Here is a 15,605-nt window from a genome sequence, read left to right on the forward strand (position 1 = left end):
TTATCATTGCTTTATTCGCAATACCGGTGGAATACACCGAATATCGATTTGGAGGCGGCTGCGGGACTCTCGCAGGCGCTTTCCGTTTCACCCCTTGTTGGACGTTTGCTTGTGAGTCGAGGAGTGCACAATGAGAAGGAGGCAGAACGTTTTTTGCATCCTGATCTGAATCAGATGCATGATCCCTATCTGCTACTCGGCATGAATGAAGCTGTGCCTCGAATCAAGCTGGCTTTGGAGCGGGAAGAACACATTTTAATCTACGGGGATTATGACGCTGATGGCGTATCCAGTACATCGCTGATGATCCATTTGATGCGTCACCTTGGGGCTTCGTACGATATATATATCCCTCATCGCTCGAATGAAGGGTATGGGTTACACAACCATGCGTTGGATTGGGCTCATCAACAAGGCGTTTCATTGATTATTACCGTGGACACCGGAATCAGTGCTGTTGAACAGATTGCCTATGCGACAACGCTGGGCATCGAAGTCATTGTGACAGATCACCACGAGCCGCCTGAAATTTTGCCCGAAGCCTTTACACTTATCAATCCGAAACTTCCAGGATGCCCGTATCCTTTTAAAGGTTTGGCAGGTGCGGGAGTAGCCTTGAAGCTCGCTCAGGCATTAATCGGGGAAGTGCCCGGCGAATGGATGGAGATTGCCGCCATCGGCACGGTTGCCGATCTGATGCCTTTGGAAGGGGAAAATCGGGTTATCGTCAGTTATGGAATAGAATCCATGCGTGGTTCACGTCTTCCCGGTGTAAGTGCATTGCTGGAAATCAGTGGTGTGGATCAGAGTCAGGTGACTTCGATTAATATTGCCTTTGCTATGGCACCGCGTATTAATGCCAGTGGACGTTTGGATCATGCGGGAAGAGCGGTGTCGCTTCTCACCACCAAGAATCTGGATGAAGCTCATACGCTTGCGGGCCAGCTTGATCTATTGAATCGGGAGCGGCAGCAAGTCGTAGAGGGCATATTACAAGAAGCAACGGCACAGTTGGAACAAAAAATACAGCTTCGTTCAGGATCCGTTCCAGATGTAATCGTATTGGCTGGGGAGGGCTGGAACGTCGGAGTGGTTGGTATTGTGGCTTCCAAATTGCTGGAGCGTTATTACCGACCTACACTTATCCTTGGCATCGATCCAGAGAGTGGTGTCTGCAAGGGTTCTGCGCGCTCCATTGAGGGCTTGGATATCTATGAGGCACTCACAGTCAATAAACACACTATGGACCATTACGGGGGACATCCTGCTGCAGCAGGTATGACCTTGCATCGGGATCAGATGGAAGAACTTGAGGCTGGTTTGAATGAGTTTGCTGCATCTGTGTTGACTGAAGAGGACTTTGTACCTCAACGTCTTGCGGATGATGAATGCAGAATCAGTGATGTTCCGCTGAAAGTGATCCAGGAGATTGACAGATTGCAGCCTTTCGGGATGAGCAATCCTTCGCCACGGTTTGTGTTGAGAAGTGTGACTGTGAAGGAAACGAGAACGATGGGACGAGAGAAACGCCATCTGAAACTGGTTCTGGAACAGGATGGTCAGCAACTGGAAACCGTCGCTTTTGGCAAGGGAGCGTTAGCAGAGTTTCTTCTCCCAGGTTCTGTTATTGATGTGATGGGAGAACTGTCCATCAATGAATGGAATGGGATGAGAAAACCTCAATTGATGCTTCAGGACATTCATGTTCCTCAGGTGCAAGTGTTTGATTTGCGCGGTAATGCCGAGCCATTAAATGCGATGAAGCATTTCTTGAGCTCACTTGAGGTGCATCTGCGATATAAATCTGGTTCTGTTGGTGCTATTGTTCGGAAAGAAACAGATGTTTCCGAGGGAAATTCATTGTATGAACCTTGCCTTTGGGTATATGATAGAAAGGTCGGTTTATTTCCGTGTAATGCTGCTGCACAGCATTATGGACAGGAACAAGTCCGGACGTTATTTGTGTTTGATACGCCGGAAACCCCGGAACAACTTAATGCCATGCTGGCTTTGTTCAGTGGAGCTGAGAATATCATCCTTCTGCACGGATCAGGCAACCGCCGAGATCGCCTTCAGATGCCTTCCAGAGAACTCTTTAAGCGTATTTATATGCAGGTGTTGAAATGGAAAGCTGAACCCGTGGAGGAACAAGAGATTACTCCTGTGCTCAGTCGTCAGTGTGGTTGTTCACCGCGCATGATTACGATGATGTTGGATGTATTTGAAGAGTTATCCTTCATTTCCCGTGATAACGGCAAAATTGCGTTTGTGGATAACCCCCCTAAGCGTGAACTAACCGCTTCACGTCACTATCAGGCGCTCGAAAATATGGCCGAGATAGAACAGGTGATGCTGGATGCAGCCACACCGCAACTGACACAATGGATGATATCCCGGATGAAGGGCGTATCTTAGATGGAAGTTTGTGTATTTATTTTAGGAGGAGATTATTTTGGATTTTAAAGATTATATTCGTGTCATCCCTGACTTTCCACAACCGGGAATCAGCTTTAAGGACATTACAACATTGTTGAAAGATGGAGAAATGTACCGCAAGGCGATCAATGAACTGAAAGTGATGGTTTCTGATCTCAAAATTGACGTCATTGCTGGACCTGAAGCACGTGGTTTCGTTGTGGGCGCCCCTCTGGCATACGCTCTTGGTGTCGGTTTTGCTCCGATTCGTAAAAGTGGAAAACTGCCTGGAGAGACGATTGAAGTTGGTTATGATCTCGAGTATGGCAAGGATACACTCGCGATGCACACAGATGCGATTGAAAAAGGTCAAAATGTCCTGATCGCAGATGATCTGCTCGCAACGGGTGGAACGATTGCAACTTCCATCAACTTGATTGAACAATTGGGTGGGAACGTTGTCGGTGCTGCCTTCCTGATCGAGCTGTCTGATCTGAACGGTCGTGCTAAATTGCCTGAGAAAATCGATGTATTCACATTGATGAACTACTAAGTTTAAAATCTCCACTTGGAATGTTGTGATTAAAACCTGAATTGCTTTTCCCTTTTCCCGGGAAATAATATACAGCATTAATGATTGCGAAAAGGCCTGTTCTCTCCATCCGTTAAGGTTGGAGAGAACAGGCCTTTTGATGTATATGAGATGGAATTAATCTGGTGTTTTTTCAGTGATAGGCTGTTTACGCGAATCGTCATTCAACCAACCCAGCACTTCAAACAGTTTGAACAACAAGCTCATCAGGATTCCGACGATGGTTGCCAGTGCCATCCCTTTCAGATGAACGCCGTAGAAGATAACTTCTGTACCACTCAGTCCGATGACCAGTACAAGTGTAGTAAGCAGCAGATTGGTTGGTTTGGCAAAATCGACTTTCTGTTCAACCAGAATACGCAGACCGGATGCCGCAATAACCCCGAACAGAAGCAGGGATACACCACCCATAACAGGCACAGGAATGTTAGCTACAAGTGCCGAGAATGTTCCTGAGAAGGAGAGTACGATTGCAATAACCGCTGCGCCTCCAATGACATATGTGGAGTATACGCGAGTCAGGGCCATTACACCGATGTTCTCACCATAAGTTGTATTGGGAGTTGATCCTACAAACCCGGACAGGATGGTGGAGACTCCGTTACCAAGCAGGGAACGATGAAGGCCAGGGTCTTTCGACAGGTCTTTGCCTACAATGCTGCTCGTTACAAGCAAATGTCCAATATGTTCTACGATAACAACAAGTGCTACAGGTAAAATGGTGAAAATAACGGACCAGTCAAATGTAGGCGTTGTTACGGTTGGCAGTGTGATGAAATCAGCGTTTCCAATAGCGGCTTTATCAACCAGACCCATAGAATAGCCAAGGATATAACCCACTACGATACCGATTAGAATATGAATGATTTTGGGGAATCCACGGAACGTTACTGCACCAATTACTGTGATTCCCAATGTGACCATGGATAGAATAATGGGTTTGGCTTGAGGTACCCAGTTGGGATATTTAAGGATATCTGGATTAATCAGACCTGCCATTCCTGCAGCCACGGGTACAAGCTCCAGACCGATCAGAGCAACGATGGCACCCATAACCGCTGGTGGGAAGACTACGTTAATCCATCCGGTACCAGCATATTTAATAATGAGGGCCACGAGGCAGAAAACAATACCTGTTATGATAAAGGCGCCAAGTGCCATGGAGTAACCGTTCTCTGGATTTTCTTTTAATACCATTGTGACAGGAGCAATAAAGGCAAAACTGGACCCGAGATATGCAGGGATCTTTCCTTTACACATCAGTATGTACAACAATGTTCCAATTCCGTTCATCAGCAGGATCATACTTGGATCAACACCGAACAGGTTCGGTACAAGCACTGTGCTGCCAAACATGGCGAACAAATGCTGAAGGCTAAGCAGTGAACCTGAGCCAAGTGGCATCTTTTGGTTAACCTGAATTTCGCGTTGCAATGAATTTCATCTCCTTTTTCGAAACACAAACTTTCAATAGATTACAGAGTTTCTCTTAATTAAGCAATAACATTTTGACGCAGCAGAGCGATGGAATTTATATTTTCATGAATTTTCCTTCTATTTCAGCAAATAACGGCAATAATACATAAGAATTAAGAAATACATCCAATCCCCTGTGAGTCATAGGGAAACGGGTTAGAAGTAATTCAGATCACCTATATAAAAATTGGATAAGCGCTCTTATTCGTCAGCAGTTGACGGGAAACGGGCGAAGCGTCATAATTATAGGAAATTACTTTTACGGGGAACCTGTGTTGCAGCACTGTCACGGGTTCCATTTGGTATAGAAAGGACACGGAACAGATCAGAATGGGCATAGAGCAATTACTCGAGAAGGCCGGGGCATATATCAAAGAACCCGATCTGGTGCGCATACGAGAAGCTTACGAATTTGCTGATCAGGCCCACCATGGACAGACGCGAAAATCGGGAGAACCGTATATTCTGCATCCGCTTGCGGTTGCCGACATTGTTGTGAACATGCAGATGGACACCATCTCCATAATAGCAGCGCTTCTTCATGATGTAGTAGAGGATACTACGGTCTCACTTGAAGAGATCCGCAATCATTTCGGCAATACGTGTGCCATGCTTGTTGACGGCTTGACGAAACTGGAACGTATTCAGTTTCGCTCCAAGGAAGAACAGCAGAACGAGAACTACCGCAAAATGTTCATCGCCATGGCGCAGGACATCCGTGTCATCGTGATTAAATTGGCTGACCGTCTGCATAATATGCGGACACTCAAGTTTCAGTCGGAAGAAAGCCAGCGCCGGATTTCATATGAGACGCTGGAAATTTTCTGTCCGATTGCAAACCGTTTGGGTATCTCTGCAATCAAATGGGAAATGGAGGACATCGCCCTCCGTTATTTGAATCCGCAGCAGTATTACCGAATTGCAAACCTGATGCACAAAAAACGTGCAGAACGGGAGCAATATATTGATACGGTTATGGATGGAATTACGAACAAGCTCGATGAGATGGGAATTCAGGCAGACCTTTCGGGCCGCCCGAAACATATCTACAGCGTGTTCAAGAAAATGACCACCAAAAACAAGCAGTTTAACGAAATTTACGATCTGCTTGCCATTCGTATTATTGTGGATAATATCAAGGATTGTTATGCTACCCTGGGAATTATACACACGTTATGGAAACCGATGCCTGGACGCTTTAAAGACTACATTGCGATGCCAAAGGCGAACATGTATCAATCGCTGCATACAACGGTAGTTGGTCCCAATGGCGAACCAACGGAAGTACAGATCCGGACATGGGATATGCACCGGACTGCTGAATTTGGTATTGCTGCCCACTGGGCCTACAAAGAAGGCGCTGCGAACGGAAATCATTTTGAAGACAAGATTACGTTCTTCCGTGAAATTCTTGAACTTCAAAACGAAGCACAAGATGCATCAGAATTCGTAGAGTCACTCAAAATGGATTTCTTCTCGGATCTGGTATTTGTATTTACGCCAAAAGGAGAAGTCATCGAATTGCCGATCGGCTCTGTACCTTTGGATTTTGCTTATCGCATCCATACGGAGGTTGGTAATCGGACCATTGGTGCCAAAGTGAACGGTCGGATTGTTCCGCTTGATTATCATCTGAAGACAGGTGATATCATCGAAATTTTGACGTCCAAACATTCTTACGGACCGAGCCAGGACTGGATGAAAATTGCGAAATCTTCTCATGCACGAGCGAAGATCAAGCAATGGTTCAAGAAGGAACGCCGTGAAGAAAACGTTGAAAAAGGTCGGGAGAGCTGTGAGCGTGAACTGAAACGCATGGGGCTTGATCCTTCTATGTGGATGACGGATGACAAGTTGATGGAAGCTGCCAAAAAATATGCGTTTAACGATATAGATGACATGCTTGCGGCTGTTGGATTCGGTGGGATTACTGCTGCACAGATTGTAACCAAAGCAACCGAAAAACTGCGTAAAGAGCAGGAAGAGTCCAGTTTGCTGGAATTAAATTCCGAGATGCGCGAACTGAAACCTGCGCCTGAGCGCAGAAATCGACCAACCAACGGTATTCGTGTTAAAGGCATCGATAATCTGCTTGTTCGATTCGCACGTTGCTGTAATCCTGTACCTGGGGATGACATTATCGGATACGTTACACGCGGACGCGGCGTTTCCGTACACCGTAGTGACTGTCCGAATATTCCGACAAGTGCAGACGGTGAAGAAGCAGCACGTGTTATTGAGGTCGAGTGGGAAGAGAATATCGAAGCAAGTTACAGTGTGGATATTGAGATTACAGGCCATGATCGGAATGGCTTGCTCAATGAGGTACTTCAGGCTGTATCTGAAAGTAAAACCAATATATCTGCCGTTACAGGACGGACAGATAAAAATAAATTAGCATTGGTGCACGTCACAATTCTGATTCGTAATACGGATCATCTGCAATCCGTTGTAGAACGGATCAAACGTGTGAAAGATGTTTATTCGGTGCATCGGATTATGCAGTAAGGAGCCTGTAAGATGAGGGTGCTTGTACAACGCTGTAAAGAGGCTCAGGTGACCGTGGGAGACGAGCTGACAGGTAAGATCGAATCCGGATTAATGCTGCTCGTAGGCATTACCCATGAGGATACCGAGAAGGATGCCCAGTATCTGGCTGACAAAGTTAGTGGGTTGCGGATATTTGAGGATGATCAGGAGAAGATGAATCTCAGTCTGCTTGATGTAGGCGGTGCTGTATTGTCTGTTTCCCAGTTCACCCTGTACGGAGATTGTCACAAAGGAAAGCGTCCAAGCTTTGCGGCTGCGGCCCGACCTGAAGCGGCAGAACTGTTATATGAAACGTTTAATCAACTACTACGGGATAAAGGTATTCAGGTTGAAACCGGTCGTTTCGGAGCGATGATGGATGTAACATTTACCAACTGGGGACCCGTGACTTTGATGCTTGAAAGTCCGGTTCGTCAGGAACCACGTGCATAATTTCATGGGGTTCAGGCCATAATGAGGGATAATTCGTTGATGACTATTTCATGATCAAAGGAGTATCCATCCAATTATGCGCCAATCTGCGAAAGAAACACGTACCCGTTCAGAACCTTTGTTACTCCCTGGCACCCTGTATGAATCATTACACCTTGCCCGTTCGGCTGCTGAGTATGTTGCAACGATCTGGGCACTTCAGGATTCGGACAAAGGGAAGCAGAGTCATCTTCCGCGATCTTGAATGTTTACACCGGGATATAAACATCCGATATTTGGATTATACAGATTCTGAAAAAGTCCTGATTCCTTCCCGAATCAGGACTTTTTGTCGTGAGTAGAACTTTTTAAGTATTCGTTTGACGACTTCGTTACAAAATGAAATTACATTGAATTGTTATAAATTGCTCTGATGAGGGTAATAACAAAACGAGGCACAACGAAGTGCCAATGTACTGCAAGACCCGATTTTATAAAGAAAGTTCGAACACGGAAAGGAGAACATACGTTATGAGTAAAGTTGCTTTTTTATTGGCGAATGACTTTGAAGATTCGGAGATGCAGGTCCCGTATGACGAAGTAAAAAAAGCTGGACATGAAGTGGAGATTATCGGATTAAAAGCCGGTGAGACCCTTAAAGGTAAAGGAGGAAAGGCCTCCTATACCACAGATAAGGCGATTGGTGATGCATCCGCTTCAGATTATGATGCAGTCGTGATTCCTGGTGGATCATCCCCTGAGAATTTGCGAAGTGATGCGCACATCTTGAAGTTTGTCACCGAGATCAACAGTGCGAAGAAACCAATTGCTGCGATCTGTCATGGTCCGCAAATTTTGGCTAGTGCCGGTCTGTTGAAAGGCCGTACCATTACATCCTATCCACCACTTAAGGATGATATGGTAAACGCAGGAGCAGAGTTCAAGGATCATGAGGCTGTTGTGGATGGAAACTATATTACATCCCGAACACCTGAAGATGAGCCAGCGTTTGTACGTGAACTGCTAAAAGTTATATAACTTCAGCCAGTACAACTGACATACATTGATGTATCTTAACTACGTTACATCGTGACGTTTACAAACTTCACGTTGCATTTCATTCCGAAAAAGGAGGGTTTGACATGACAAAACATATTCAGGCGTATTTTCGAACCGAGGACGAGGCAGAGGGAGCAAGAACTTCACTTCAGACGTTCCGTACAGAGCATTTGGAAGTAGGTCAACTTGATAGTGCGATAGGTAGAGACACGCGTGTTATGGTGCCACTGGTGCCTTATAATACAGCAGGTGGCGTAGGCACCAACGGAGCAATGGGTGTAGGTGCAGCCCCTGGTGTTCCAGCCAGCGAAAATGTGATACCTGTGGTAGCCAATGTGGACCGTGATGCAGAACGGGATACTCGTAACAGAGTGAATGAGGATGGAGACCTGCTGAATGCTGCAGATGTGTCTTCGGCCGATTATGATGATCTGCATTATGTTCTGTCTGCCAAAGTAAGGGATGAGGATTATGACGAGATTGTTCATAAGCTTCGTTCCAACCATGCCTATGTGGAAGATTTGAATTAACGTGTAGATACTTCTTGGCCCTTGCACTGCTCGACCACACAGTCGAGTGATGTGCAAGGGCTTTTTAATCAGGAGGATATTAAAAAACTAATTTATAAAGCGCTATCATTTTTGTAATATTACTGTAATATTAGATACATAAGCCTTTAACATAGTGGGCTTATAATAACACACATGACCCCCTTTTTTTATATATCCTTTGAGCCTGCACACCGTGTGCAGGCTATTTTTTTTGAGCTGAGAATGTGTATGTTTTGGGCAGAGCTTACCCCTTTATTCAATTTTTGCTAGAATAGAGAGATGGGTTTATATATTCTACAGCGATTGTTTTCATAGTTGGGCTACATTGGACGGTAAATCTAGCTCCAGTGATTGGGTTTAGGCGAATCCAATTCTATGACAGAGAGTATGAGGAACTCATCGCCAGAGTGATCCGTCATATTCCAGATGAGCATATAATCGCTGAAATGGCCCCGCCTTTTTATTTAAGTAAGGGGCAGCCGTTTCTGCTTGATCGATGGAATTTGAAAGTTATATAGAATGCCTCGTTTGAGAAATGACACCTACAATGCTAAAGCAACAGAGTTCTCATGCGAATGGCTAGAGACAGATTTAAGGGGGAATTAGTTTTGAGTAAGGTTGGAAGAAATGATTTATGCCCATGCGGTAGTGGGAAAAAATATAAGAAATGTTGTCTGAACAAGGAGTCCTCTGCAGTAGAATCCATACTGGGGATAATATCAACGGAGCAACCGGTTCGGGAAGCCTCCATTCAGCCTGAGAGCAAACTGACCTTGACCAAGCTGAAAAAGATGGTGGCAAGCGATTTGAAATGGGAGCATCCGGCTCACGAACAGCTGGCCCTGCAGACTATTGAGAACATGAGGAGCCAATACGAGCCAGAGGTAATTTTGGAAGCTCTGGTGCTATGGAACGGCTACTCCCGTCAGACCCGCCCTACTGTGAAGAAGACAGGCTCGTTCTCTGCTGCAATTGAGTATTTGCTGTCCGAGGAATACGGCTTCAATGTCTCAAAGGCTGAGCTGGCTGATAAATATGAGGTAACGACAGGCACGATCTCCCGGAAGGTTAAGGAGATGAATAGTTACATCGAAGAATACGGCATGGGCGGTGAAACGGACGAGCTATTGATGCTGAACGGTCCAGGCACATCGAAAGACAAAGCACAGGCTCTGCTGTCTAAGGCGAGGGAAGCGAGCTCTTCCAAACGGAGAGTACATCTGGCGGAAACAGCGCTGGAGATGTATCCTGACAGCTCTGATGCATATCTCATTTTGGCTGAGGAATCGGACAATGAGAATGATGCACGATCTTACCTCAAGGAAGGAATCGCTGCTGGCAAACGTGAACTGGGCGAACTGTTCTTTGAGGAGAACAAAGGGGACTTCTGGGGGCTTCATGAGACTCGTCCCTATATCCGGATATGCAAAAGTTATGCCGAATCCTGCTGGTTTGGCGGAGATACGAAAGAAGCAGCACAGATCCTGGAGCATATTCTGGAGCTTAACACGGAAGACAATACCGGAGCACGTTACCTGCTCGCGGCTGTGTATTTGTACAGTAACCAGTTGGATCAGGCAGAGCAATTGCTGGAGGAGTATGGAAGAGGTGACGCCGCAACGGCCTTTGCCTATGACAAGATCATTCTGGAGTATAAGAAAAACGGAATCACCTCCCAGCTCAAAATGCTGTACCGTGTGGCGCGGGGTGTGAACAAACATGTGCCTGATTACCTGTTGGGTTTGAAACGGCTGCCGCATAACCTCCCTGATTTTGTCGGAATGGGCGACTCCGACGAAGCGATTGAATATGTCATTATGCATTCCCGTTTATGGGCGAGCGCGCCGGATCTGTTGAAGTGGATGCTGCAACAATAGAGGAATAAGAAGCGAATAGAAGTTGGAATTCATATGATGAATCCAGCTTCTATTATCCGTGATTTCTGTCACTCCCCCATCCGGTGCAGCGTGTGAGCAAAATTTTTAGAGCTATCTTTTCGTGTTAACCCTTGACTTTAGCACTGCGGTTCATTACAATCAGAAAAAGTAATGATGATAAAATAATACTATTTAAAAATATTACTGATTTGATGACGGGACCAAGTACTCCGTGCCCACATGACCAGAGAGGAATCCCCAGGCTGTAAGGATTCTCTTGATGAGCGGACGAATGACTTCCCCGAGAACAGACGGCGAACACAGCAGAGATGATCTGTTGACCAGTAGCCGGCCTGCGCAGGACGTGCGTTACACGTAGAGCGGAATATCTGCTTGATCAGGGTGCTGTATGCAATCTTGAATCATCAGAGATCACCTGAACGGCTAAAGTGTCAGGTTTCCGGAATGTGGGTGGTACCACGGGTGAATGTATATTACACAATCTCTCGTCCCTTTGTTTGCTGTATAAACAGCGACAGGGCGAGGGATTTTTTTGTTATATAGAAAAATCAATGCTGGAGGGATCAAGATGGCTTTTCAAAAACCGACTGGAACGCAGGACTTACTGCCTGGAGTTGTCGAGAAATGGCAGTACGTAGAAGAAAAAGCAAGAGATCTGTGTCGACGGTTTAATTACCGTGAGATTCGTACACCGATCTTCGAACAGACTTCTTTATTTGTACGCGGTGTAGGAGAGACTACCGATATCGTTGAGAAAGAAATGTATACCTTTGATGACAAAGGCAATCGCAGCATGACTCTTCGTCCGGAGGGAACAGCGGGTGTTGTCCGTGCGTATGTAGAGAATAAAATCTACGGCGAACCAGATGTGAGCAAGCTCTATTACATCGGTCCGATGTTCCGGTACGAGCGTCCGCAGGCAGGCCGTCAGCGTCAGTTCCACCAGTTTGGTGTAGAAGCCATCGGTGCGCTGGACCCGGCGATTGATGCCGAAGTAATCGCACTTGGATACCAGTTGTGTGTAGAGCTCGGTTTGAAGGATGTCAAAGTGGAGATCAACTCCGTTGGTAACTCAACCAGCCGTGCAGAATACCGCGAGACGTTACTTGGGTTCCTCAGACCGATGAAAGACAGCCTGTGCAAGGACTGTCAGTCCCGCATGGAGCGTAATCCGCTGCGTGTACTCGACTGCAAAGTCGATCAGGACAAATTCGTAGGGGCACCGTCCATACTGGATAGCCTGGATGAAGAGTCCTTGAATCACTTTGCCAAGCTTCAGGCATACCTGGATGATTTCGGAGTGGATTATGCTGTGAACAATCGTCTGGTACGGGGCTTGGATTATTACACACTGACTGCGTTTGAATTAAAAGCCCAAGGTATTGGAGCAATAGATACGGTTGGCGGCGGTGGTCGTTACAATGGTCTGGTTGGAGATATCGGCGGACCTGATCAGCCGGGCATCGGCTTCGGTATTGGTCTGGAACGCATTCAACTGATTCTGGAGCACCAAAATATTGAGCTTACTACGCTGGCTCCACTGGATGTGTACTTTGTTGCTCTGGGAGAGGCTGCTGATCGTGAAGTAAACCGTCTATTGTTCAAACTTCGTCAGTCTGGACTGTCTGGTGAACGTGATTATCTGGGCCGCAAGATGAAAGCACAGATGAAATCAGCTGACCGTTTCAAATCCCGCTATACCGCCATCCTTGGTGATGACGAGCTAGAGCGTGGTGAGATCGCCCTCAAGTCGATGAATACGGGTGAGCAACAAACCGTGAAGCTTGATGATCTGGTAGCGACAATTCGCGAAGGTAAATAAGCACGAAGTGTGACATTAAATCTTAAACATTCAAGTAAAACAATTGATCCGGCAAAAATGCTGAGGTTCACCAACATTTTCGACTAAGCGGAGGTTGGCGAGCCAGAGGTAACATGCCTTTTCGAATACATGGTCTACACGTAACCGGACTGTTGAAGAGCAGGTACTAACTGCCCATACAGAACGGAAATTCACATAATGAGGAGTTTGGTTATGAAAAGAAGTCATCATTGCGGCGCATTAACACCCGCACACATCGGTGAAACAGTAACATTGAACGGTTGGGTTCAGACCCGCCGTGACTTGGGGGGCGTACTATTCATCGACCTGCGTGATCGCAGCGGGATTGTACAAGTTGTCTTTAACCCGGCTTATTCCGGTGAAGCGCTGCAAATCGCAGATCGCGTACGTAGCGAGTATGTTATCGCTGTAACGGGTAAAGTTGTTAAACGTGATGCTGAAACAGTTAATAAAAACCTGCCTACTGGCGAAATTGAAGTTCAAATTACAGAAATCGAAGTGCTGAACGCAGCTAAAACACCTCCATTCTTCATTGAAGATGGTGTTGAAGTTGATGAATCCCTTCGTTTGAAATATCGTTACCTGGACCTGCGTCGTCCGGAAATGTTTGAAACATTGAAACTGCGTTCCAAAGCATCCAAAGTGTTCCGTGACTACCTGGATGGAGAAGAGTTCGTTGAAGTGGAAACACCAATCCTGACCAAGAGCTCCCCGGAAGGTGCGCGTGATTATCTCGTACCGAGCCGTGTGCATGAAGGTGAATTCTTCGCCTTGCCACAATCCCCACAAATCTACAAACAGTTGCTGATGGTGGGTGGCGTTGAACGTTATTATCAGATCGCTCGTTGTTTCCGGGATGAGGATCTGCGTGCAGACCGTCAACCAGAATTCACTCAAGTCGACATCGAGACTTCTTTCTTGCAACAGGATGACCTGCTGCCAATGATGGAAGAACTGATGGCCAAATTGCTACGTGAAACCAAAGGAATTGAGCTGGAACTGCCTTTCCAACGGGTTACGTATGCAGATGCAATGGGTAAATACGGTTCAGACAAACCAGATCTGCGCTTTGGTATGGAACTGGTTGAAATGAACGATATCGTAGCAAACAGTGGTGTGAAAGTATTTGCTTCTGTCATCGAAAAAGGTGGAGAAGTGAAAGTGCTGAACGCTAAAGGCTGTGGCACATGGAGTCGTAAAGAGATCGATGATCTCGGACCATTTGCTGCACGTTACGGTGCGAAAGGTCTGGCTTGGATTCAAGTGAAAGACGGCGAGTTCAAAGGGCCAATCGTGAAGTTCTTCACGCCTGAAGAAATCGAAGCTGTCAAAGAGCGCACTGGTGCTGAAGATGGCGACTTGTTGCTCTTCTCCGCAGACACGAAAAAAGTGGTTGCTGACGTTCTGGGCGCACTGCGTCTGAAAATCGGCCGTCAACTTGGACTGATCGATGACAGCAAATTCAAATTTGCTTGGGTTGTGGACTTCCCACTCCTCGGATATGATGAAGATGCGAAACGTTATGTGGCAGAACACCATCCGTTCACTCGTCCAAAAGACGAAGATGTACATCTGTTTGACACAGATCCAGGTGCAATCCGCGCTCAAGCCTATGACCTTGTTCTCAATGGTTATGAAGTAGGTGGCGGTTCGATGCGTATCTACAAACGTGATGTTCAGGAGAAAATGTTTGCTGCCCTTGGACTCTCTACAGAAGTAGCGAATGAGAAATTCGGCTATTTGTTGGAAGCTTTCGAATATGGAACTCCACCGCATGGTGGTATTGCCTTTGGTCTGGACCGCCTCGTGATGTTGCTGGCGGGCCGCACGAATCTGCGTGAAACGATTGCCTTCCCGAAAACGGCAAGTGCAACGGATCTGCTCATGAATGCACCTTCCGAAGTGGATGACTCACAATTGGAACAACTTCATATCCGCGTAGCCCGTAAACCGGTAGCGGAAAAGAAATAAAGGAGGCATCGATTCTCAATGCTCCATCAATTTTCAAGAACAGAACTTGCGATCGGACCTGAAGGTCTGGACACATTGAAGAATAGTACAGTCGCTGTGCTCGGTATTGGCGGCGTAGGTGGAATTGCTGTAGAAGCTCTTGCCCGTAGCGGCGTTGGGCGCATCATCCTGATTGATAAAGACGTAGTGGACATCACCAACATTAACCGCCAGATTCATGCGCTGACCACGACAGTAGGGCAGAAAAAAGCGGATCTGATGGTGGAACGTGTGAAACTGATCAATCCGGAATGTGATGCGATTGCCCTGAATATGTTTTACACGGAAGAGACGTATGAGGAATTGTTCAAATATGAACTGGATTATGTGCTGGATGCATCCGACACGATTATCTACAAAATCCATCTCATTAAAGAGTGCCTGAAACGTAAAATTCCGATGATTTCCAGCATGGGTGCGGCGAATAAAATGGATCCAACGAAATTCCAGGTTGCGGATATTTCGAAAACGACCATGGACCCGATTGCCCGTGTTGTACGTACGACACTTCGTAAAGACGGCATCAAAAAAGGTGTGAAAGTGGTCTTCTCGACTGAAAAGCCGATGAAACCGCGCGAGGACGTAACACAGAAAATCGTTCCCGAGAATGCTCCGGAAATTCGTAAGGCTAAACAGCCACCTGCGAGTAACTCATTTGTGCCTCCCGTAGCCGGACTGATTATGGTCAGTGTTGCGATTAAGGATTTGTTAGAAATTGCAGAGAACGAGCAGCAGTAATTTGCTGCCAACTGAAGAAGCGTGGATGCTGATAAGGCATCTGCGCTTTTTTGTATGATCAT

12 protein-coding genes are annotated in these 15,605 nt (G+C 46.4%); 11 read left to right on the forward strand and 1 reads right to left on the reverse strand.

Annotated elements, in window-relative coordinates:
• Positions 1 to 6: 6 nt before the first annotated feature.
• Both recJ and J2Z28_RS10880 read left to right on the forward strand, forming a co-directional pair.
• Positions 7 to 2,415, forward strand: coding sequence for a single-stranded-DNA-specific exonuclease RecJ (gene recJ, locus J2Z28_RS10875; RefSeq protein WP_211082495.1), 2,409 nt, complete (start codon positions 7 to 9; stop codon positions 2,413 to 2,415).
• A gap of 37 nt (positions 2,416 to 2,452) precedes the next feature.
• Entirely contained in the window at positions 2,453 to 2,968 is a 516-nt protein-coding gene (locus J2Z28_RS10880) for an adenine phosphoribosyltransferase (RefSeq protein ID WP_047844084.1), read from the forward strand.
• 156 nt (positions 2,969 to 3,124) lie between these two features.
• Here J2Z28_RS10880 and uraA read toward each other — a convergent pair whose 3' ends face one another.
• Positions 3,125 to 4,441: a uracil permease gene (gene uraA, locus J2Z28_RS10885; RefSeq protein WP_211082496.1), complete on the reverse strand. Its 1,317-nt coding sequence runs from the start codon at positions 4,439 to 4,441 to the stop codon at positions 3,125 to 3,127.
• 372 nt (positions 4,442 to 4,813) lie between these two features.
• On the opposite strand from uraA, the gene J2Z28_RS10890 reads away from it, so the two are divergent.
• The 9 genes from J2Z28_RS10890 to J2Z28_RS10930 all read left to right on the forward strand — a co-directional run bounded on the left by J2Z28_RS10890 (position 4,814) and on the right by J2Z28_RS10930 (position 15,543).
• The gene (locus tag J2Z28_RS10890; RefSeq protein ID WP_211082497.1) at positions 4,814 to 6,991 is read left to right on the forward strand and encodes a RelA/SpoT family protein; all 2,178 of its coding nucleotides are present in this window, start codon (positions 4,814 to 4,816) and stop codon (positions 6,989 to 6,991) included.
• 12 nt (positions 6,992 to 7,003) lie between these two features.
• Positions 7,004 to 7,465: a D-aminoacyl-tRNA deacylase gene (dtd, locus tag J2Z28_RS10895; protein ID WP_211082498.1), complete on the forward strand. Its 462-nt coding sequence runs from the start codon at positions 7,004 to 7,006 to the stop codon at positions 7,463 to 7,465.
• Positions 7,466 to 7,541: 76 nt separating this feature from the next.
• On the forward strand, positions 7,542 to 7,709 hold the full coding sequence (locus tag J2Z28_RS10900) for a hypothetical protein (protein WP_211082499.1): 168 nt from the start codon (positions 7,542 to 7,544) through the stop codon (positions 7,707 to 7,709).
• Between the two features lie 266 nt (positions 7,710 to 7,975).
• Entirely contained in the window at positions 7,976 to 8,482 is a 507-nt protein-coding gene (locus tag J2Z28_RS10905) for a type 1 glutamine amidotransferase domain-containing protein (RefSeq protein WP_036616900.1), read from the forward strand.
• Between the two features lie 104 nt (positions 8,483 to 8,586).
• The gene (locus J2Z28_RS10910; RefSeq protein WP_211082500.1) at positions 8,587 to 9,033 is read left to right on the forward strand and encodes a hypothetical protein; all 447 of its coding nucleotides are present in this window, start codon (positions 8,587 to 8,589) and stop codon (positions 9,031 to 9,033) included.
• Positions 9,034 to 9,662: 629 nt separating this feature from the next.
• The gene (locus J2Z28_RS10915; RefSeq protein WP_211082501.1) at positions 9,663 to 10,931 is read left to right on the forward strand and encodes an SEC-C metal-binding domain-containing protein; all 1,269 of its coding nucleotides are present in this window, start codon (positions 9,663 to 9,665) and stop codon (positions 10,929 to 10,931) included.
• A gap of 589 nt (positions 10,932 to 11,520) precedes the next feature.
• Positions 11,521 to 12,774 carry a histidine--tRNA ligase gene (hisS, locus tag J2Z28_RS10920; RefSeq protein WP_211082502.1) on the forward strand — a complete coding sequence of 418 codons (1,254 nt, stop codon included), beginning with the start codon at positions 11,521 to 11,523 and terminating at the stop codon, positions 12,772 to 12,774.
• Positions 12,775 to 12,987: 213 nt separating this feature from the next.
• Positions 12,988 to 14,766, forward strand: coding sequence for an aspartate--tRNA ligase (gene aspS, locus J2Z28_RS10925; RefSeq protein ID WP_211082503.1), 1,779 nt, complete (start codon positions 12,988 to 12,990; stop codon positions 14,764 to 14,766).
• Positions 14,767 to 14,784: 18 nt separating this feature from the next.
• On the forward strand, positions 14,785 to 15,543 hold the full coding sequence (locus tag J2Z28_RS10930) for a tRNA threonylcarbamoyladenosine dehydratase (RefSeq protein ID WP_017686791.1): 759 nt from the start codon (positions 14,785 to 14,787) through the stop codon (positions 15,541 to 15,543).
• Positions 15,544 to 15,605 lie beyond the last annotated feature (62 nt).

Origin of the sequence: Paenibacillus xylanexedens (assembly GCF_017874615.1) — a bacterium.
Lineage (GTDB): Bacteria > Bacillota > Bacilli > Paenibacillales > Paenibacillaceae > Paenibacillus > Paenibacillus xylanexedens.